The 16655-nt window shown below is 56.9% G+C and carries 24 protein-coding genes; 1 reads left to right on the top strand and 23 read right to left on the bottom strand.

The genetic code is table 11. The features are described from left to right. Positions 1 to 37 precede the first annotated feature (37 nt). The 18 genes from K9U38_RS02225 to K9U38_RS02140 all read right to left on the bottom strand — a co-directional run bounded on the left by K9U38_RS02225 (position 38) and on the right by K9U38_RS02140 (position 11271). Positions 38 to 346, bottom strand: a complete 309-nt coding sequence (locus K9U38_RS02225) for a hypothetical protein (RefSeq protein WP_224492695.1) — start codon at positions 344 to 346, stop codon at positions 38 to 40. Beyond that, the gene (locus K9U38_RS02220) at positions 343 to 813 is read right to left on the bottom strand and encodes a hypothetical protein (RefSeq protein ID WP_224492694.1); all 471 of its coding nucleotides are present in this window, start codon (positions 811 to 813) and stop codon (positions 343 to 345) included. Before K9U38_RS02220 ends, K9U38_RS02225 begins: the two co-directional genes overlap by 4 nt. Positions 814 to 827: 14 nt before the next feature. Continuing rightward, positions 828 to 1271: a hypothetical protein gene (locus tag K9U38_RS02215; protein ID WP_224492693.1), complete on the bottom strand. Its 444-nt coding sequence runs from the start codon at positions 1269 to 1271 to the stop codon at positions 828 to 830. Then, positions 1268 to 1645, bottom strand: a complete 378-nt coding sequence (locus K9U38_RS02210) for a hypothetical protein (protein ID WP_224492692.1) — start codon at positions 1643 to 1645, stop codon at positions 1268 to 1270. Before K9U38_RS02210 ends, K9U38_RS02215 begins: the two co-directional genes overlap by 4 nt. Beyond that, entirely contained in the window at positions 1645 to 2067 is a 423-nt protein-coding gene (locus tag K9U38_RS02205; protein ID WP_224492691.1) for a hypothetical protein, read from the bottom strand. The genes K9U38_RS02210 and K9U38_RS02205 overlap by 1 nt, the downstream gene beginning before the upstream one ends. 20 nt (positions 2068 to 2087) lie before the next feature. After that, positions 2088 to 4688: a phage tail protein gene (locus K9U38_RS02200; RefSeq protein ID WP_224492690.1), complete on the bottom strand. Its 2601-nt coding sequence runs from the start codon at positions 4686 to 4688 to the stop codon at positions 2088 to 2090. 22 nt (positions 4689 to 4710) lie between these two features. Beyond that, positions 4711 to 4995 carry a GNAT family N-acetyltransferase gene (locus tag K9U38_RS02195; RefSeq protein WP_224492689.1) on the bottom strand — a complete coding sequence of 95 codons (285 nt, stop codon included), beginning with the start codon at positions 4993 to 4995 and terminating at the stop codon, positions 4711 to 4713. Positions 4996 to 5141: 146 nt separating this feature from the next. Next, positions 5142 to 5819: a hypothetical protein gene (locus K9U38_RS02190; protein ID WP_224492688.1), complete on the bottom strand. Its 678-nt coding sequence runs from the start codon at positions 5817 to 5819 to the stop codon at positions 5142 to 5144. Beyond that, entirely contained in the window at positions 5819 to 6451 is a 633-nt protein-coding gene (locus K9U38_RS02185) for a hypothetical protein (RefSeq protein WP_224492687.1), read from the bottom strand. Before K9U38_RS02185 ends, K9U38_RS02190 begins: the two co-directional genes overlap by 1 nt. Positions 6452 to 6460: 9 nt before the next feature. After that, entirely contained in the window at positions 6461 to 8560 is a 2100-nt protein-coding gene (locus K9U38_RS02180) for a phage tail length tape measure family protein (RefSeq protein WP_224492686.1), read from the bottom strand. 22 nt (positions 8561 to 8582) lie between these two features. Continuing rightward, the gene (locus K9U38_RS02175) at positions 8583 to 8771 is read right to left on the bottom strand and encodes a hypothetical protein (RefSeq protein WP_224492685.1); all 189 of its coding nucleotides are present in this window, start codon (positions 8769 to 8771) and stop codon (positions 8583 to 8585) included. Then, positions 8768 to 9139 (bottom strand): gene transfer agent family protein, encoded by a 372-nt coding sequence (locus tag K9U38_RS02170; protein WP_224492684.1) that lies wholly within the window; start codon positions 9137 to 9139, stop codon positions 8768 to 8770. Before K9U38_RS02170 ends, K9U38_RS02175 begins: the two co-directional genes overlap by 4 nt. After that, a complete protein-coding gene (locus tag K9U38_RS02165; protein WP_224492683.1) occupies positions 9139 to 9585 on the bottom strand; it encodes a phage tail tube protein in 447 nt (148 codons plus the stop codon). The genes K9U38_RS02170 and K9U38_RS02165 overlap by 1 nt, the downstream gene beginning before the upstream one ends. Before the next feature lie 72 nt (positions 9586 to 9657). Next, positions 9658 to 9861, bottom strand: a complete 204-nt coding sequence (locus K9U38_RS02160) for a hypothetical protein (protein WP_224492682.1) — start codon at positions 9859 to 9861, stop codon at positions 9658 to 9660. Further along, positions 9861 to 10277 (bottom strand): DUF3168 domain-containing protein, encoded by a 417-nt coding sequence (locus tag K9U38_RS02155; RefSeq protein WP_224492681.1) that lies wholly within the window; start codon positions 10275 to 10277, stop codon positions 9861 to 9863. The genes K9U38_RS02160 and K9U38_RS02155 overlap by 1 nt, the downstream gene beginning before the upstream one ends. After that, positions 10274 to 10684: an HK97-gp10 family putative phage morphogenesis protein gene (locus K9U38_RS02150; RefSeq protein WP_224492680.1), complete on the bottom strand. Its 411-nt coding sequence runs from the start codon at positions 10682 to 10684 to the stop codon at positions 10274 to 10276. Before K9U38_RS02150 ends, K9U38_RS02155 begins: the two co-directional genes overlap by 4 nt. Further along, positions 10677 to 11027: a phage head closure protein gene (locus K9U38_RS02145; protein ID WP_224492679.1), complete on the bottom strand. Its 351-nt coding sequence runs from the start codon at positions 11025 to 11027 to the stop codon at positions 10677 to 10679. Before K9U38_RS02145 ends, K9U38_RS02150 begins: the two co-directional genes overlap by 8 nt. Next, a complete protein-coding gene (locus tag K9U38_RS02140) occupies positions 11011 to 11271 on the bottom strand; it encodes a hypothetical protein (protein ID WP_224492678.1) in 261 nt (86 codons plus the stop codon). Before K9U38_RS02140 ends, K9U38_RS02145 begins: the two co-directional genes overlap by 17 nt. On the opposite strand from K9U38_RS02140, the gene K9U38_RS02135 reads away from it, so the two are divergent. After that, positions 11248 to 11508 carry a hypothetical protein gene (locus K9U38_RS02135; protein ID WP_224492677.1) on the top strand — a complete coding sequence of 87 codons (261 nt, stop codon included), beginning with the start codon at positions 11248 to 11250 and terminating at the stop codon, positions 11506 to 11508. The two genes, K9U38_RS02140 and K9U38_RS02135, sit on opposite strands and share 24 nt — an antisense overlap. A gap of 161 nt (positions 11509 to 11669) precedes the next feature. On the opposite strand, the gene K9U38_RS02130 is transcribed toward K9U38_RS02135, so the two are convergent. From K9U38_RS02130 to K9U38_RS02110, 5 genes are all read right to left on the bottom strand, one after another. Then, complete coding sequence (locus K9U38_RS02130; RefSeq protein ID WP_224492676.1) at positions 11670 to 11969, bottom strand: head-tail connector protein; 300 nt, start codon at positions 11967 to 11969, stop codon at positions 11670 to 11672. After that, a complete protein-coding gene (locus tag K9U38_RS02125) occupies positions 11969 to 12946 on the bottom strand; it encodes a collagen-like domain-containing protein (RefSeq protein WP_224492675.1) in 978 nt (325 codons plus the stop codon). The genes K9U38_RS02130 and K9U38_RS02125 overlap by 1 nt, the downstream gene beginning before the upstream one ends. Next, positions 12946 to 14301: a phage portal protein gene (locus K9U38_RS02120; protein WP_224492674.1), complete on the bottom strand. Its 1356-nt coding sequence runs from the start codon at positions 14299 to 14301 to the stop codon at positions 12946 to 12948. The genes K9U38_RS02125 and K9U38_RS02120 overlap by 1 nt, the downstream gene beginning before the upstream one ends. Before the next feature lie 3 nt (positions 14302 to 14304). Next, positions 14305 to 14601 carry a hypothetical protein gene (locus tag K9U38_RS02115; protein ID WP_224492673.1) on the bottom strand — a complete coding sequence of 99 codons (297 nt, stop codon included), beginning with the start codon at positions 14599 to 14601 and terminating at the stop codon, positions 14305 to 14307. A 68-nt stretch (positions 14602 to 14669) separates the two neighbouring features. Next, positions 14670 to 16646, bottom strand: a complete 1977-nt coding sequence (locus K9U38_RS02110) for a phage major capsid protein (protein ID WP_224492672.1) — start codon at positions 16644 to 16646, stop codon at positions 14670 to 14672. Positions 16647 to 16655: the final 9 nt, after the last annotated feature.

Genomic DNA, 16655 nt, shown 5'->3' with positions numbered 1-16655 from the left:
GCGAGGCAGATTGTAAAATTGGGATGTTAAGTGTTGGCTAGAGGGCTGCGACTATTGCGTCGATTTCGGCGGCCGTGGCGGCGGAGTCGATCCGAGCCTGCAGGGCTTGGCGCTCGGTCTCGAGGATGGCCACTGTTTTGGCTGTAGACGAAAAACGCGTCAGGATATCGTCGGCTTCATCGCCTACGCTCATCACATATCCGGTTTGGGCCAACATTGCTTTCATTTGGTACAACGCGAACTTTGGCCCCATGGCCTCGTTGATGCGCGGCACCATCACGGCGTCAACCGCCGCCCTACCCCTCAGCCTTTCGACTGTTAGGTCTTTCTTTCCCGTAATCTTCATACGGCCACCACCCTTGCTCGCCAGTCGACGAACGGAAACCCAGCCTCAAAGACATAGGTACCAGCATCAGTGGTGGTGAATTCGAGCGTGCCGTCGTCCAGCGCAATCTCTTGGCCATCCAGCAGGATCACGCTACCGGCCGGCAGATCAGACACCACATAAGCGTCGACGCCATCTGCCTTTATTTCGGCATCACCTGCGGAAATCCGCGGACGATCAACAACCTTGCCGTCTTTCACCATGTGATATTCGTGAGTCGGCTCGACATAACCAGGCGATACCCGCTTTACCTTGCCCTCCTCGATGATAGGATTGCCTTCGTCGTCGCGCACCACGACCGGTGGCAACTGAATGCCAGGAACGAGCATTGCACCATCCTCTGCCAGCAGCACTGCAAGCACTTCCGGGTCATTGGGTTCGTTGCGCCTGTGGTAAATATACCCGCGCTCATCATGATTGATTAACATTGTTTTCCCATTGCTTAGAGGCCAATCCTGTAATCAAGGACGAGGTAATCGATGGTGTAGGTCACCGCCGACCCAAAGCTCGTGAACCTGAATTCGATATGGTCGGTGAAGACGTTCACTTTGAACCGAGACCAGGAGAACATCATATTGTTCCACGGGGTCTGGCTGTCGTTAAAGTTCTTGATCGGGTACGTCTCGCCTGGAAAACTCGCGCCCGATGTGGGTGTAAAATTGATGATGCACGTCGGCGGACCAGAGAAGGTTTTACCGAATGCGGCCGAAGTGGTCGTTGTCCCGCTTCCCGAGCGGCTCGCCGACACTGAGCCCTTGATGAACTTGGCCGGTGAGCCAAAGTTAGAATCAAACAGCAGCGAATCGTAGGAACTGACCGACAGGACATCGATGCCAGCCTTCGATAGCCGAAAGGCATTCGGATCGATCAAAAGTCTGTTGGTCATGGCAGTTGCGTCTTCAGAACGACATAGTACAGCGGCGCGTTCGATTCCGTCGTTATGCCAGAGAAGGTTTCGCCAAACGCCAGCCGCCTCACTCTGGCTGCAGCCGTCGACAGGTATTCAAGCTGAATTTCATACAAAGGACTGGCCAGCATGATCAGGGGAAAATACCCAAGGTCTGGCCAAGAGAAGGTTGTGTAGGCTCCGTATGTCCCGTTCATGGTGAACGAGCCGGTTTGGTGAATTTGCATGTTCTCGTACATCGTCGAAAACATGAAATCGAACTTGCTCGCGCTGATCGCGTCGATACCAGGCTTGCTGACAAATGCTCCCATGCCCCACGTAGGGTGCTCGCCAACCACAATGCGGTTCACCATTAAACGATACTCCGCAAGATCAGATAGCCTGCTGTATAAGCGTTGCCGCCACCGCCTGTTGGCGATTCATTTTGCCAAAAACGAATGTAGGTGGTGGTCACCGTGTAAAAGTAGGGTCGATACACTGTCGCCGTAGAATCGTCCGATCCCATGCGATAGGCGTTGCCTGCGATTTTCCTGAAGCAGATGACAAACGGGACCGCTGGCAGTGTCTCGCCAAAGTTGATTTGGACAAAGCCAGAGGGTGGTGTCGAAGGAACCGCTACAAGCCCCTTCATGTAAATTACGGCTGTGTCGGTCCAGGCGCTGTCGAAAGCCAGTCTTTCAGGGTCAAGTGCGCCGGTGACATCGTATCCTGGCTTGGAGCCACGAAGCCGATAATCACCGCCACCAAAATCCCCGATAAGGACGCGGTTGGTCATTCTTTTTCTATCCTTGCCGCTTAGTCCGCAATGAGGATGCGCCGGTTCGTCAAATCGACCTGCATCTTGCTATCGCTTGAGCGCAGCATTCCGGCCGTGATGGTATTCACGCGCGTTGCGTTCATGGTCAGGACGCCACTCTGGAAGATGAATGGAAACTCAGGCGTAGTACCATTCGAGATTACAAACCTGTCTGCCAGAATGGTTACCGTCGAGATGCCACCCGTCTTGGCGCTTAGAAACAACGCCGCCGATGTAGTTGTGCCGCCACCCGTCGCCGCGGCGGAAAGACCAATCGTCGACAGCGCTCCCGACTCGGTTGCCGTGACAGAAACGCGAAACAACCCAGATGCCGAGAAGTTGCCTACCGAAACATTTAGAGCCGTAATGGCGTCTGCATTGGCTTCCGCCTTGCCATCAACAATCGCGATACTGGCGGACAGCGAGTCGATCGCATTGGCTATGTCGGTATCAACCTTGACCGTCAGTTCTTCAATGCGGATTACCGCTGCCTCGGTGGCGGTCGCAACAACCCGTATTTCTCGTGAATACTTGGCGCTAACGTTGCCAACTTCCTTGAGTATTTCGTACTTATCGAGCGCTGACTGAGCGCCGGCATTCGCCGCCAGTGCATTTAGACGCTCGAGTTCATCTCGCGGCCAGTGGGTGCTTTCGCCAATCCACTCCAAATGCTCCCCGATTTGTTCGTTCACCTCATCAACGATGTCATCGACGTAGATGTCTTCCGAGCCAAGCAGCACATTCGGCGTGGTGACATTCAGCCAGGCCGACCATTCAACCGGCCTCGGCGTGCCGGGGATGTATCGGCCACGCACACCGTACAGGGTATTCGGCAGCAATCCTTGACTGATGATGATCGAACCAACAGTCGGCTGGCGCGTACTGCCCTGATAGACGGTCACCAGACTGGATGCCAGGCGGACCTCAAACTCTACACCTATAACATCGGGCTGCGCGCCATCCCAAGTCAGCAGGATAGCCGGCCTTCTTGGACTGCCATTGTTGTCGAGCACCACGGCAGGGTCTGCCGCCCAATCAACGATGGGCTGTGGTTGCGGCCGAACCGGACCAACTGGTCCGAAGATCGGCGGCGTATAATCTGTTTCCTGATCCCAATCGTAGTCGGATGGATCGACTTCCGTGATGTCGATCATCACATCGAGGTTGCCGCGATCGGCCACGCCGTCGACGCGAAACAGCTTGTCTTCGTAGCCGTTACGCGTTGAATTCCAAACAATCACGTCGCCCGGTTCGAGTGGCCACGCCGCCGGGCCCAACACCAATGTGTGACGGCGTGCACGCCTTGCCTCAGCAAGAGCAGATTTCATCAGGCGTTGCACCTGGCTCGCGCGATACACCATGTCCATCTGGACATCGGCCATCAGTCGCCTGTTGCCGTCCTGCGCTTCGTACGTCGTGTTGTAAAGCGCAGGTGCAGTCTTGGTGTTCCAAGCCTCGGCAGGCTCCGGATAGGTCGCACTGATACCGTTGATGGTGTCGGCAAGGCCGAAGAACGGCGTAAACTCCTGCTCTTCCGTGGACAAAATATCTGCATCGGAAAAGGCGAAAACCGCAGAACTGGGAGAACCGACCCGAACCTTGTAAACACCGCCAGCCTCGGAAAGCTTGCCCTGGCAGCCCGTCAGGATAGCCTCGATCGCTTCTGCGATCTGCGCACCCACCTCAATTTCACCGCCAGTGTAATAGGTTGGCTCTGGACCGGATGGACCCGCAATGTCGGCGCGACACTTGTTGATCTGTGCAATCCAATCGGCCGCAGGAACACGTGCGACAGCAAGCCCCTGCAATCCGTACAGCCAGGTATTGGCGTATGTGATGCCGCGCAGGAGATTGTAGATCTGTACGGCCGGTAGATCGTCGCCGTCGCCGCCCCACGTTGCCGGATTGTCAAAGCGCTGCGAACCAGCCCCGCCAACGCTCGTATCGCGCGAAGGATCGTACAGTCTTGCGCCCTGCACTTCGAATTTGAACTGCGGAAAGCCGGTGAACAGTTCCTGGTTGATCTGGGACGTGACAATCGCGTAGGCAACGCCATGCCCGACGCGGGTGGCTTCCCAAGGATGCGTGCCGCTCGACACCGTACCGGTCAGAAAAGGATCAGCAGTCGTCTGCGTGCCATCGTGGAACCTGATCCAGAGGTGATTCCCTTTGCTCGTTGCGTACTGGGTAATGGGGTAACCCATAATGTACGACGAGTCGGCGGTGTTGATAGTCACGGGCTCGCCGTTCACCCAAAGCTGGGTGATACCGGTAATCGGAACGTCCGAAAGCGCAATAACTTGCGTGAAATACGCGTTGGGCGTTTTGTTCGACTCTCCCCATGAATTGGCATAGACGAGTGAACCGGCCGTGGTCGTATGTCCAAGGATGATCGACCGGGCAACATCGCCGCCTGATTGAACCGTGCCGTTTACGCTAAACCGTGCCGCCTCTGGCTTCTTGCCAGCCAGAGCCTGAGCGGCATAACTGAGGCCAATTCCCACGACTGCTTTCAGCAGTGCCGCGCTAAGACCGCCAGACAGAAACGTGCCGCCGAGCAATCCCCCAATGGCGGATGCCAAGCCGGTAAATACAGCCATGTACTTGTCCTAGTGTGCGCTTTTAAAGAGTCTTGGAATAATGGCGCTCGGCGGCGATATAGCCGCGGCTTTCGTAGAGGCGTGCGGGTAAAGGGTCGGAGCCAAGACCGACCATATTGGCAAACACGCAGCCGCGATCGCGTGCCCATGCCTCGTAAGCGTCCAGCATCGCCAGGGCAGCCCTGCCCCGCGCATGCGGCTCAATCCACCAGATAAGTTCGGTGGCAGCCTTGACGGGTGCAAGCGGCAATGGGCCGGCCTGCGCAGCCAAAAGACCCTGGACCCCACCCTCACTATCGAGGACCAAGCATAGTCGATCGGCATCTGCGAGGCACAAGTCGAATAACAATGATGCGTGCGCTGGTGAGAAGGGAATGGGCAAACCGCTGGACGCATGAAAATTGCGCGCCAGGACAAGGCAACGAGCCTTGTCGTTTGCAGCCGCGCGCCTAATCACATGCCCCTCAACACGATTGCGGTGTTGAGCCGGTTGGATGCCTTTGTCGTTATCTTGCCTTGCTTGGCTCCCCAGAAGAATTCTGTCTCGCCGACAGTCGTTACATCCTGAAAAAAGTTGTCAGTGGCGCTGCGCCTCTTTTGGCTATCGTTCGAGCGGGTGTCTGGATTGGCGCGCGTCATTTCCTGTGTGTGGCTGACACATGCAAGCTCAATGCCGCCGTCGCCGTTTTCTTCCGGCGTATTGATCGTTACCGAATCCACGAACCCGACGAAACGGCAGAGCGCCGGCACGAGGAGCTCCCTGCTGGCAACGTCAAACAAGCCGCGATAAATCTCGACGCCAGCTTGCTTTAAGTCGTAACCGCGCACGATGTTCTCGACACCGGGATCGAGTTGCGACATTGAAATTGACACCTGCTGAACTGTGATATTGGCAACGAGCGGGATGTCACTGATCTGGATCAGGCTGCCCGAACCCTCGAAGTTGCGCGTGTTGGCAAGGCCAGTATCAGGATTCACAACCTGCACCTGGACATCACCCACACCAGACCAAAACCCATAATTGAAGGGTACGCCGGTCCCGATGGCGCGCGCTTTGAGCCAGAGAAAGTCACGCGCAACAATTCTACGCGCCTGTATCAGGGCAAGGTTGCCAGCCGAGATATTTCGCATCAGCGGCTCTCCATGGCCTGAAACGTAATCGAGCCGAACCCATTCAACTCAGCCGTGCTCGATAATGAGCCAGGAACAAGCGTCATCAGACACGACGGGCGCGTAACCTTCACAGCGTCATTGACAGCCGCCGCCGGCCAAAGATGCGGGCGGATTTCGAACAAGGGTGTCAGACCAGCACCACTTGCTGTGAAATCTTCCGCCACTTGGTGCAGGCTGTTGGTGCCGATCTGAATGTAATCACCGACTTTGCCGGTGTAGCCGGCGGGGAGGTTCTTAATCCGGATCGCCTTGCGGCTTGCGTCCATGGTGTCGATCTGGGCACCCGTGACGACTCCCATTCCAACACCGGCCGGATAAGCGATTGGGTAGCACCGACTTTTTGGAAAAGCGTAGAACTGATTGAGACCATTTTCGAGCACGTTGAAACGTGCCCGCCAGGTGTCGAGAACCTGACGCTGGAGAGGCTTTGACTGAACCGTCATCTTCCAGAGCGGCGAACCGAGATCCTTGACCACGGTTCGACCACCGGCGGAACGGCTTTGCTCCTGACGCCACATGAGTTCGAAATCAAGTGTCCAGCCGGGGAAGTCATGTAGGAAGTCGCTCGAAAGCGGAAACGTGATCGCCATCTTGTCCTGCTACTTCTTGAGATTTCGCGTCTTCTGAGCGCGGCGTACAGTATCGACGACACGTGCGGAGAATTCCTGCCTGTCCCTCAGCTGCTCCCTGCGAAACTGAGCAAGTTCAGCACTCGTGCCCTGGAAATTGTTCTGAGGCGCGTAGGTGACATTTACTGCGCCACCGCGACCGAGCGCCTTCATCGAGGGTACGCTCGGTATCACCTGCGAGCCTTTCGGCAGATTAACAAGTTCCGGGCCCCGTTCACCGACGAGGGCAAGTCCGCCCGGCGCGTTGTTCGTACCGGATGCAAAAGCAGGGATGCCAGAGCTAGCCCCGAGACCGAACAACGAGAGGAGGTTAAAGCCACCGCCCGAGCTTCCAATCAGCCCGCCCTTAGGATCAAAGAGAGAATTCAGGCTCACTTCGATCAGCTGATCAGCGATTTTCTTAAGCGCATTGGCGAAGGATTCAGCTGCACTCTTCCCGCTTGTCAGATCCGAGATAAGGCCACCAACAGCATCCTTGGCGGTGTTGTTCCAATCCTGAAACGACTGTTTTACCTTCCCCTGCTCTTCCGAAAGGCGTTCTTGTTCGGCTCGAAGCGCTGCTAACCCATCGGTCGTCTGTTTGAGCGCTTCCTGTTCGGCAGGAGAGAGATTAAGGCCAGCTTGTTTGGCGGCATTGAGGCCCTCCTGATAGAGCCTCGCGGCCTCCATCGCATAACCATAGTCGTCAATCAGCGGATTGAGCTGTGATTGAGCGTTGTACTCTTCCTCGGTGGCGGCCGTCTGTTCGCGCAACCGACGCGTGAAGCGCTCGTATTCGTCTTCGCGGTCCTTTTTTTCCCGCTTTGGTTTGGCCTCGCGATCGATCTTTTTATTCGCAGCATCCAGCCCTGGCACGTCGAAGCCGAACCGTTGGGAGAAATTCAGATCCTTCAAAGGCTGTGGACCGGTGATACGCCCGCCCATGCCATCCCGATTGATGTTGGCGATGGCTTCGTTCGTCTTGATCGCAGCATCAAAGAGCCTCTGCAGCGCGCCAAGCGGTCCCGACATATCCGGATTGGCGTGCGACAATTCCCGAAGCGTTTGCTCGATCTGAGCTATGGTCGTTGTGCCAGCTTTTGCCTGCACTTCCAGCCTTTCCAGCTCTCCGCGCGCGGTGCCGGCGTCAATGTTCTTGATCGCATCGGCAAGCTGACCATATGCAATCTGCGAGTTGGAAACCGACGATGCTTGCTGGGAAATAGCCTGCGTGGCGCTGGCTGCATCCGAGGTGATCCCGATCAGCTGCTGGCGGAGCCCTTCGAGTTTGCCCGTATTGTCGCCTTCGGCGATTTTGCGGATGGACGCGTAAAACGCATCATAATCTGGCTTTCCCTCTTTGATCTGCTGATTGAGGCGCACTATCGCATCCTCAAATGGTTTGAAACGTTCGGCGACCCCAGAAAATTCAAATCCAGTCAGTGTCGGAGTTGCAGTTTGCGTCTGCTGTTGCACCTGTTTTTCTGCAGCCTTGCGCGCGGCATCGAGCGCCTTGTTCTGGTCTGCAATCTGCTTGTCGAGATTGGCACGCGCCGTCTCGGTGTAATCGGTGTTCGCAAGCTTGGCTCCGCCATATGCTTTCTCGATCTCCGATATCAGCCGAGCATGCTCTTCCAGCAGCTTCTGGACGTCTGGCAGCTTGTCGCCCGTAGAAGTCAGCCACTGAATGGCTGCACCGCCGAGTCCTATCAGCGCGAACGTGGCAAGGGAAACCGGATTGAGCATTGTGGTGAATGCCCCGCCCAATGCTTTGACGGCACCGACGACACCGCCGCCCGCACCCTGAAGCGCTTGCGTGACCTGACTGCCCTGTTGCACCATGATCGTGAACGGCGAAGTTCCGGAGGCCAGCCCCTGCGCGATATCGTTCAGCTGGAACGAAAGGTTCGACACCGCGGCACGTGTCGCACCAACGGATTTGGCAGCATTGTCGTTTGCCCGTTTGAAGCTATGCTCGATCTTGTCGGCCCCACCGGCAGCGGATTTGGCAATGGCAGCCATCTGCTTTTCAAATCTGGCCTGCGACGCCTCAATGCGCACAAGCAATCGGTTAGCGGTTTCATCGGCCATTACAAAATCCGTTCATAAAGGATCAAAATCCGACAATGCCAAGTTCCGAAAGGCGATCGTCTGCCATCGTGGGTGGTGCTTCCTCGACACCATTGGCTCTTTTGTAGCCGTCAATCACAGCACCAAACTCCCACAGCGACATCTCGTCAATTTGCCTGGGAGAGAAGCCCATGGCCGCGCCGGCGGCATAGTAGCCCGACCACCGCGTCATTCCGTATGGGAGCGGGTCCGGGTCTCGTTCCCCTCGCCCGCTGCCAGCTCCCCCGGCGTGTCGTTTGCATCCCACATCAGCGAATGTTCGAGGATAACAGCCGCCGTGATCGCCAGTTTGTAGGCGCTGGCGAGATCGAACGCGTGGTCGACCAAAGTACGGGCATCCCTTTCCGACATGCCCCCTCCCACCAGGCCGAGGCGGATCGTCGATATTACATCGTCGATCTTCCACTGGGACGAGATCAGCCGCGTCATCGTGACGAAGGCGCCCGCGTTGGTCTTTTGCTCCAACGCCCGCAGCTCGCCGATGTTCAGCATGAAGGTGTGCTCACCTCCAGGCCAAACGATCTCCTTACCCTGCCGCATCAAGCAGCCTTGGCGGTACGCGTCGGGAGTCCATCGAACTGGACTTCAATCTCGGCTGTGACCTTCTCGCCGCGATTAACAGCATGATTAAGGTTCACCAGATAGGCGGCACCGGATTCGATCTCGGTATCGCCAACTGCAGCCTTGGTGTGCTTGATGCGAATGTTCTTGGTGGCTCCTGAGTACCACCAGTCCATCATCATTTCGTGGCTTTGCGAGGCCCACACACCAGAACCGCTGATAGTGACCTCCTGCGACTGCACAGCGCGCTCGACGGCAGCCGGCAAGGCTTCGTTGTCACAATCCGGGACTTCCGAAGTGCTCATATTGGATGTCCGATTGATGCCGCGCGTGGTTAGGCCACAAATTGCAGCATAAGTGCCAGGCGTCTCGGACTCGACTTCCACGACGTACTCATGAAAGTTTTCGGTAATGGCGCGTGCCATGGGCTTTCTCCATAACTAAGCGGCCGGTGGTACCAGCCAAGGAAGGGCTACACGCCCGGTTTCAGGGATGGGCTATTTCGCCCGCTTACGGCTCAAAAGAGCGCGCTTCTGATCGCGCGAGGGGCTCGAGACTTTCTTGGCCCATCCTTTCGCAACGCAATAGTCGATGAAATCCTGCGGACGCTCTTGGGGATCCGGCGACGGATGAGCGTTGAACGAATAACGGCTGTTTGGCCGCGACCAGTTGCTTTCTACATTGAAGATCGCCCAAGCCATCACGCCACCTCCACCATCATTTCGACCGATACAACGCCGTGGCTCGTTAACCCGTCCGGGTCACGAAAAACGCGCACAAGCGGAGTTCTGATTTGGACGAGCGCGTTCGTAGTGAGTGACAGGTCTGCTCGATTGAGAATGGATTTGACGATGTCGACGATCCGCTTGCATCCGATATTGCCAACCGTCCGCGACCAAACATCGAGCTGGATGGTGTGTGTCTCCCCGTCGATGCATTCGGCGAAATCATCAACCACATCCGCGGGACCGAAAGATATGAAAGCCTCTTTCGGAGCGGCAAATCTCACAGATTCGGTGGGCGGACTGTCATAAACGCCATTCACCAAAGCCATCAACGTGGTATCACCCTTTAAGGTGTCCAGAAGCATCTTTTGGATTTCTTCGCTGATCGTCATACCGAGCCACTCTTGATCGCTTTGTTAATTTCGCGCGTGATGCGAGCTCGAATGCGACGACGCAACGTGCGCCACGACGTGAAAAAGAACGGGTTCGGCTGCATGTTGACAGTTCCGAACTCCTGAAAGGCAGCGTAAAACGACTTGTCGTTGCCAGCGAATATTGTGATGACGGGATCACCCGAGTTCGGATCGGTCTGCCCAATAACCCGAGTTCCCTTCGGAGGCTTGCCGAATGTCCAGCCAATGCTATCGCGCAGTTCACCCTTTTCGACCGGCACAAGCGTTTTCATCATGGCAACGAGTTCGTCCGCGCCTGTTTCCATCGCGGCGATGGCTGATTTCCGCAATCGATCGGGGATTTGCTTCGTCAACTTCGCGGTCAGAGCGTTCACACCATCAACCATCTGCGACCCCACTCTCGATAAGGAAGTCGATGAACTGCCGATCAAGGTGCGGCGTCACATCCCGAATGTTGAAAGTTTGGCCGGTTCGGGCGTCTCGAACCCTAAAGTCCGTCGTCACCGCCTTCGTTGCGGTATAGGCCCTAACAGTCACCACCTGGATGTGTTTTCCTTGGAGTCGAGAAGCGATAACCGCCTCGCCGCCTCGCAAATGACGATATGCCGCCCGGGCTTGAAACTGTTCCTGCCAGTTGGCCACAGTATTGCCGAAACCGTCGTCGGTCTGGACGCGCTTGTCGAAGGCGACTGTATAAAAGAGACTTCCGGCGTTAGTTTTTTTTGCCATTGGTCACTTTTCCGATCCTGTTGGCGTGCCATGTCTGCGCCAGCAACCATTGCTCTAATCCCATCTTCGGATACGCGCTCAGCGCCGATACCGGAGAGCAATTCGTTACCGAAGCGCCCGCATCCACCAGGCGGGATGCCTGCCGATCGGTGCACTCAATCCAGATAGCCGCGGTGGCTTGATGGGGATTGCGCAACGGCTTGGCATGATCGCCGTGCCAATGAGTTCCGAGATCGATACGCATATCGAACCCGACGAGGGCGATTCGGCGCGACCCGAACTGATAGGCCAGATCAAGCGCCTGAAAACCGCCGTGACCGCCGGCACCAATGATGCCCGGCTCGAAGAGAACCAGATCGTGATGCCACTCGCCCTTGGCTGTCTTTTTCAATTCCACCCTGTGGACATTGTCGACGGTGCAACGGCTGATCTTCAATCCGTCAAATACCGGCTGGCTTGCTTTCCACCATTCGGCATCTGAGCCGTACAGAACGTCTGCCCACGGCGCGAGCCTATAACTGTTGTTGATTGTGATGACGCGGCATCGATTCCGAGCCAATTCGATTGGCTGTTCAGACGCGCTCGGTCCCGATGCAACTATTACGCAATCCTCGCCGGTCCAATCCGGAAACCACTCGGGTCTCATGCAAGCGCAGGATCCCGAAGATGATAAATCAACGACGTCACCGGATACGGCAATGTGCCAAGGTCAAATGCCTTATCCGGGTCGCTTTCGGTGTTTTGATATAGGTATCCGACGAGAATAATCGTCGCGACAGCGACGGCATTTGGCACAGGATCTGGAATTTCCGTTTTGATGTAGCCTACAATTCGTTCAGACGCCGCTTTGATCAGCAGGTTGAGAAGCGCATCATCGTCGGTGTTGGTGACGTCGATACGCAGCCCCTGTTTAACCTGTGCGAGTGTGGCAAGATCGGCCATTACCATTTGCTCCCATCGGCACCAAGCTGGGTAAGATCGCGGCCATCACGGCCATCCTTGCCCTTCTGACCTTCTCCACCCCGATCGCCTTGCTTGCCATCACGGCCGCGCTTGGCTGCCAGCGTCCAGGCTTTGTTGAGCTCGGGTTTATCGATCGTTTCTTCGTCGCAATGCCAAAGTGATCCACCCCATGTGACGGTGTCGCCCCGGCAATAGTTGGTGCCGTCCTTGAAAACACCCCGATAAATCATTGCGGGAATGGAGAAATTGAACTTTTTGACGACGTCGCCGCGCGTAAACTTGAACGCGAATCCCCGCTCGCCGTCATGTACGACATCGAGGTCGTCGAAGCCGAGGCCATCCGCCCCATCTTTTCCGTCCGCACCATCCTTACCATCCAAACCCTTTTCACCTGATTGACCGTCTTTCCCGACAACGGGACCAAGGTCGCGCGTGGTTCCATCGGTCAGGGTAACGACCAGGAAGCCGGAACGGTCTATGAGAGCGCCGGCAAGACCGACGCCATCTTTTCCGTCGCGGCCGTCGACACCTCGCTCGCCGTCATTGCCGTCAAGTCCCGGCGCACCATCCTTTCCATCGACGCCATCGCGGCCGGGCTGTCCGTCTTTACCGTGTTCACCTGGCACACCGTCGATGCCGTCCCTTCCCGGGGCACCCGGCGCGCCATCCTTTCCATCGACGCCGTCGCGGCCGGGCTGTCCGTCTTTACCGTGTTCACCGTCGACGCCGTCCCTCCCCGGGGCACCCGGCGCGCCATCCTTTCCATCGACGCCGTTCAGGCCATTCTTTCCCGGAGCACCGTCGGCCCCCGGTTGCCCGTCACAGCCCCTGTCGCCTTGCAGGGGCTCGCGCTTCTCCAGCGCGTCAATTCGCGTGGTGAGAGCAGATACAGCCTTTGCAACATGCCCTTTGACGATTTCCACAACCTCTTGGCCGAATGCCTTCCCATCAAACATCAGGCCAAACCTTTCCGTATCTCATCAAGGGCCTTGGCGGCCTCCGCTGCGTTGTCATTTTGTGGAGTTGGCGCTGCAACCGGTGCTGCAACCTTTGCGAACGGATCGCTCTCATCGCGCTTGTTGAGCGCCGCCAAGCTGTAGTTCTGCTGCTGCATATAAACCGTATTACCGCCGTCGATTGGTGGCTGGTTCATTTTCCTCAGTGCAGCGTTTGGCGTCATGATCGATCCGCCGACCGCCTTGGCTAACGACTCTATCTGGGTGGCCGTGTCCATCCGCAGCAAATCATCGAGATCGAACTCAGTACCAAGGGTTTTGCCATCCTTGGCTCGATCGAGACCCAGCCCCTCGTCGAGGCAAAGTTCGATGCTTTCGATGTGGACTTGGAGGCACTGCGCATAATACTGCGCATCGAGCGCCTCCACATTGTTATTCAGTGGTGCAGGCCCGACTCCAACCTTGAAGGCCGGAACGCCAAAGACCGAGCAAATGACCTCGGATGTCCACTTAAGCTGCTCGATGAGCTGCGAGTCTGTCGCCTTCATGGTCATGGCCTCGTATTTCAGGCCATCGCCAAGAACGGCGACCTTGCCGACATTCTTGCCGGTGTAGTTCGCGTCCCAATGGTCTTTGAGACGTTGCGCAGTCTCTGGCCCGATCTCGCCGGGAGCGGTCAGGACGCCGCCTGGATTAGAACCGTTGCCGAAGAACTGCGCGCTGTTCGACTGGATGCGGATGCCCTGAATTGCGGCAAGCCCGCAAGCATATATCGGCGATGTTCCGACCAGTGGATGATAGATGGTGTTCCAACGATCGTGGATGATCTCAGATGCCGGGACTGTCACGTTATTCGCGTGCTGCGATGAAAGATCATCGCGCATCATCTCGTAATAGACCGCGCCATCCTCGGCCACCAAGGGCTTCACGCGGAGGGGATCGAGCACATAAAGGGCGACAACAATTCCGCGCATATCGCGTTGTTTCAGCACATATGTGTTGCCGTGAATCAGCTTGGCTTCCATCCACGATGTATAGAACTGGATGCGGTTCTGAAAACGGTTAGGCTTGCGAAGCACCGGCGAGAACGCTGGATTGTCCACCTCATCCCAAATGCCGTTCGCATCCTTTTGGACGAGACGCATGCGCATCTTGGCAATGTCAGATGATATAAGCGAAATGCAGCGAAATACCGTCGAATAGGTAAGGACGGTATCCAGCTTCACTTCAACATTCTGCTGCCATGCACCTGCGAACGATTCACGCACTATTCCCCACCATCCAGCGCGATTGTCGACGGGAGACAGTGTTGCCGCCGCCTTCTGGCGGGTTATGGTGAGGCCGAGAATTCGCATGGATCAGGCCTTTGCCTGGGCTTCAGCGATCTTCTCGCGCAGCTTTCCGGCATTCCAGCCATTGAACGCAGCCTTGCCCGCAATAGCTTTGTACTCGGCGCGCAATACCGCGAGTTCACCAACCGGTTCGGGCACAGGAATGGTGGGAACGGATGTGCCGGCTTCACCATCGCCATCGCCTGGCTTGGCCTTCTTGATCGCAATCAATAGCCTGGCATCGCGTGGACCGGCCTCGAACTGCTCACCGGCCTGTAGGCGGCGAGTGGCATAGGTCATGGACTTGGTCGCAATCAGCTTCATCTGGGCCTCCTCGAACGATGGGGATAGAAAGGCCGGGCGGACCCGGCCTTTCAAAATGTTCCGCTGTATCAGCCGCCGTAGTTCGCCGAGTCGATGTACTGCACGACGTTGGCGCGGCGCTTGGCCCAGTTGATGAACCGCTCTGCACGGATGCCAACCATGTTGTGCTGCCAAAGCGAAACCAAGACGGTCGATGCAGTCACAGGGCTGGTCGGTGCACTGTCCATTTCGAGCGAAGCTTCGCGGGAAACGTCGAGCATCACCTGGCCATCATCCGCCAACAGGATTTCCGTTGCCTTCGCGAGGATGATGCGCGAGCCAGCACCAACCAGAGGAGAGCCGCTACCCGGATTTGCCGGAATGTTCTCCGAGAGAACAACCGGGAGCCCGAAGAACGTGCCACCGCTGGTGCCATTGACCGCCAAGCCCGGGAATTCAGGCTGACCGAGAGGGTTCAGCATGAGTGCCAGACCAAGAGCCTGCGTTTCGGTCATAATAAACACCGCCCCTGCAAGGGACATGTTGGCCGCCAGGAACTTGGCAAACAGTTTTTTGACGTCTGCACGCACTGCGTCAGCATCTGTTCCGCTGGCGACGACGGGCGTCACACCGTTGGTGATAGAAGCTGGCGACACGCCGGCAGAGACCGCCTTGGCCGGATCAACGAAGTCCTTGTCCATCGTCTGAACAATGGTGTTGATCAGATCCTGGCGGACCAGCGCTTCAGCCGAGGGATTCGAGAAACGTACCAGTTCATCGGTCAGCACCACGATACCGGCGAGCTTCGCGAATCCGAGAGTGATCTGATCGAATGCGAGCTCGCTGACCGGCTTCGGTTTGCCCTCCCCAACCCACTGTGCAGCAGATCCTGCGGTCTGGCGCGGAATCTTGATGTTGAAGGGTACGCGACGAAGGTTGAGAATGCGGCCGATGATCGTCTGCGGACGCAGTAGCTCCACAAACTCGGAAGTCATGTTCGCGTATTCGACGAGCGGCTTTGCCCAATCGGCATCGGTAGTCGTGCCAGCGGCAACCGCAGCCTTTAGGACGATCTCGACTTCCGGTGTGTCGCCCCAAGCCTTGGCCACTTCTGCGGCCTGCATAAGATTGCCTTTACCGCGTGCAAGTGCGATAGCATACCGCGTGAAAGCGGTACCTTTTGGAAGAGCCGTCTTTGCAACGGCAGGAACCGCGCCGCCGCGAGCATCCGAACCGGTCTGCTGGTCCTTCACGTCGCCGACTGGCTTGGCCTTGGCGGCATTGGACGTTTCGAGAGCTGCAAGACGCACAAGGTGAGCGTCGATCGACTTCACGTCAGCCTCAAGGCCATCATATTCTTCAGTCTGCTCTGCATCGAGGGTGACCCCCTCCTCAGCGGCAGAGTTCATCAGTTCTTCCATGCGCGCTGCCTTGGCAACGCGGGTTGCTTCAAACGAAGCGATCTGTTCGGCAATGGTTTTCATTGCTGTCCCTTTCTTCGGGTCTGGTGTGTCTGGGGTTGTTTTGACTACTCGACCCGAAGCGCCGGGTTTTACAGGTCGGTCGCTGTCCTTTGGCTCATTGCCTGTCGCGGCAAGCACTGGGGCATCAATCGACTTGATCAGTGAAATGGTGGCGTCGGCATTGGCCGGTATTGTCACCAAGGAGAGCTCATAAACTTCGGATTTGACGAAGCGAATCCCGCCATCGTCCATCCATGCGTATTCGATTGCCCGGAAACCAATGGACACCGCGGCGACCAGGCCGGCTTTCACCGACTGCCAGGCCTCGTCAACGCGATCCTTGAGCGTCCCCGGCTCATCAATCAGGGGAAGTTCTGCCTCGAACGTGATCCCGTCCTTGGTGGGCTTATCGAACTTCACGAGGCCGACAGGCTTGTCGCTCTTATGTTGCCACAGCAGTGGCATGGGATTCTTGAAGGAGACACCGAAAGGTTCGACGATGTCGCCGACCCGGTCAGGCGTCGGTGTGGTGGCAGTCCCGCGGATAACACGGCGGTCATCCTCGACCGCTTTCACGGTCAGGATGGAATAAGCTCTGTTCATTGTAGGGTG

The organism is Phyllobacterium lublinensis, from assembly GCF_020164435.1.
Taxonomy (GTDB): domain Bacteria; phylum Pseudomonadota; class Alphaproteobacteria; order Rhizobiales; family Rhizobiaceae; genus Phyllobacterium; species Phyllobacterium lublinensis.
The sequence above is the reverse complement of the archived record's forward strand: the minus strand, read 5'-3'. Positions and strand labels throughout refer to the sequence as shown.

What these genes read in the sequence shown, in the direction of transcription:
- K9U38_RS02225 (WP_224492695.1), bottom strand. Translation starts at nt 346, where the DNA reads ATGAAGATTACGGGAAAGAAAGACCTAACAGTCGAAAGGCTGAGGGGT.
- K9U38_RS02220 (WP_224492694.1), bottom strand. Translation starts at nt 813, where the DNA reads ATGTTAATCAATCATGATGAGCGCGGGTATATTTACCACAGGCGCAAC.
- K9U38_RS02215 (WP_224492693.1), bottom strand. Translation starts at nt 1,271, where the DNA reads ATGACCAACAGACTTTTGATCGATCCGAATGCCTTTCGGCTATCGAAG.
- K9U38_RS02210 (WP_224492692.1), bottom strand. Translation starts at nt 1,645, where the DNA reads ATGGTGAACCGCATTGTGGTTGGCGAGCACCCTACGTGGGGCATGGGA.
- K9U38_RS02205 (WP_224492691.1), bottom strand. Translation starts at nt 2,067, where the DNA reads ATGACCAACCGCGTCCTTATCGGGGATTTTGGTGGCGGTGATTATCGG.
- K9U38_RS02200 (WP_224492690.1), bottom strand. Translation starts at nt 4,688, where the DNA reads ATGGCTGTATTTACCGGCTTGGCATCCGCCATTGGGGGATTGCTCGGC.
- K9U38_RS02190 (WP_224492688.1), bottom strand. Translation starts at nt 5,819, where the DNA reads ATGCGAAATATCTCGGCTGGCAACCTTGCCCTGATACAGGCGCGTAGA.
- K9U38_RS02185 (WP_224492687.1), bottom strand. Translation starts at nt 6,451, where the DNA reads ATGGCGATCACGTTTCCGCTTTCGAGCGACTTCCTACATGACTTCCCC.
- K9U38_RS02180 (WP_224492686.1), bottom strand. Translation starts at nt 8,560, where the DNA reads ATGGCCGATGAAACCGCTAACCGATTGCTTGTGCGCATTGAGGCGTCG.
- K9U38_RS02175 (WP_224492685.1), bottom strand. Translation starts at nt 8,771, where the DNA reads ATGACGCGGTGGTCGGGCTACTATGCCGCCGGCGCGGCCATGGGCTTC.
- K9U38_RS02170 (WP_224492684.1), bottom strand. Translation starts at nt 9,139, where the DNA reads ATGCGGCAGGGTAAGGAGATCGTTTGGCCTGGAGGTGAGCACACCTTC.
- K9U38_RS02165 (WP_224492683.1), bottom strand. Translation starts at nt 9,585, where the DNA reads ATGGCACGCGCCATTACCGAAAACTTTCATGAGTACGTCGTGGAAGTC.
- K9U38_RS02160 (WP_224492682.1), bottom strand. Translation starts at nt 9,861, where the DNA reads ATGGCTTGGGCGATCTTCAATGTAGAAAGCAACTGGTCGCGGCCAAAC.
- K9U38_RS02155 (WP_224492681.1), bottom strand. Translation starts at nt 10,277, where the DNA reads ATGACGATCAGCGAAGAAATCCAAAAGATGCTTCTGGACACCTTAAAG.
- K9U38_RS02150 (WP_224492680.1), bottom strand. Translation starts at nt 10,684, where the DNA reads ATGGTTGATGGTGTGAACGCTCTGACCGCGAAGTTGACGAAGCAAATC.
- K9U38_RS02145 (WP_224492679.1), bottom strand. Translation starts at nt 11,027, where the DNA reads ATGGCAAAAAAAACTAACGCCGGAAGTCTCTTTTATACAGTCGCCTTC.
- K9U38_RS02135 (WP_224492677.1), top strand. Translation starts at nt 11,248, where the DNA reads ATGAGTTCCGAGATCGATACGCATATCGAACCCGACGAGGGCGATTCG.
- K9U38_RS02140 (WP_224492678.1), bottom strand. Translation starts at nt 11,271, where the DNA reads ATGCGTATCGATCTCGGAACTCATTGGCACGGCGATCATGCCAAGCCG.
- K9U38_RS02130 (WP_224492676.1), bottom strand. Translation starts at nt 11,969, where the DNA reads ATGGCCGATCTTGCCACACTCGCACAGGTTAAACAGGGGCTGCGTATC.
- K9U38_RS02125 (WP_224492675.1), bottom strand. Translation starts at nt 12,946, where the DNA reads ATGTTTGATGGGAAGGCATTCGGCCAAGAGGTTGTGGAAATCGTCAAA.
- K9U38_RS02120 (WP_224492674.1), bottom strand. Translation starts at nt 14,301, where the DNA reads ATGCGAATTCTCGGCCTCACCATAACCCGCCAGAAGGCGGCGGCAACA.
- K9U38_RS02115 (WP_224492673.1), bottom strand. Translation starts at nt 14,601, where the DNA reads ATGAAGCTGATTGCGACCAAGTCCATGACCTATGCCACTCGCCGCCTA.
- K9U38_RS02110 (WP_224492672.1), bottom strand. Translation starts at nt 16,646, where the DNA reads ATGAACAGAGCTTATTCCATCCTGACCGTGAAAGCGGTCGAGGATGAC.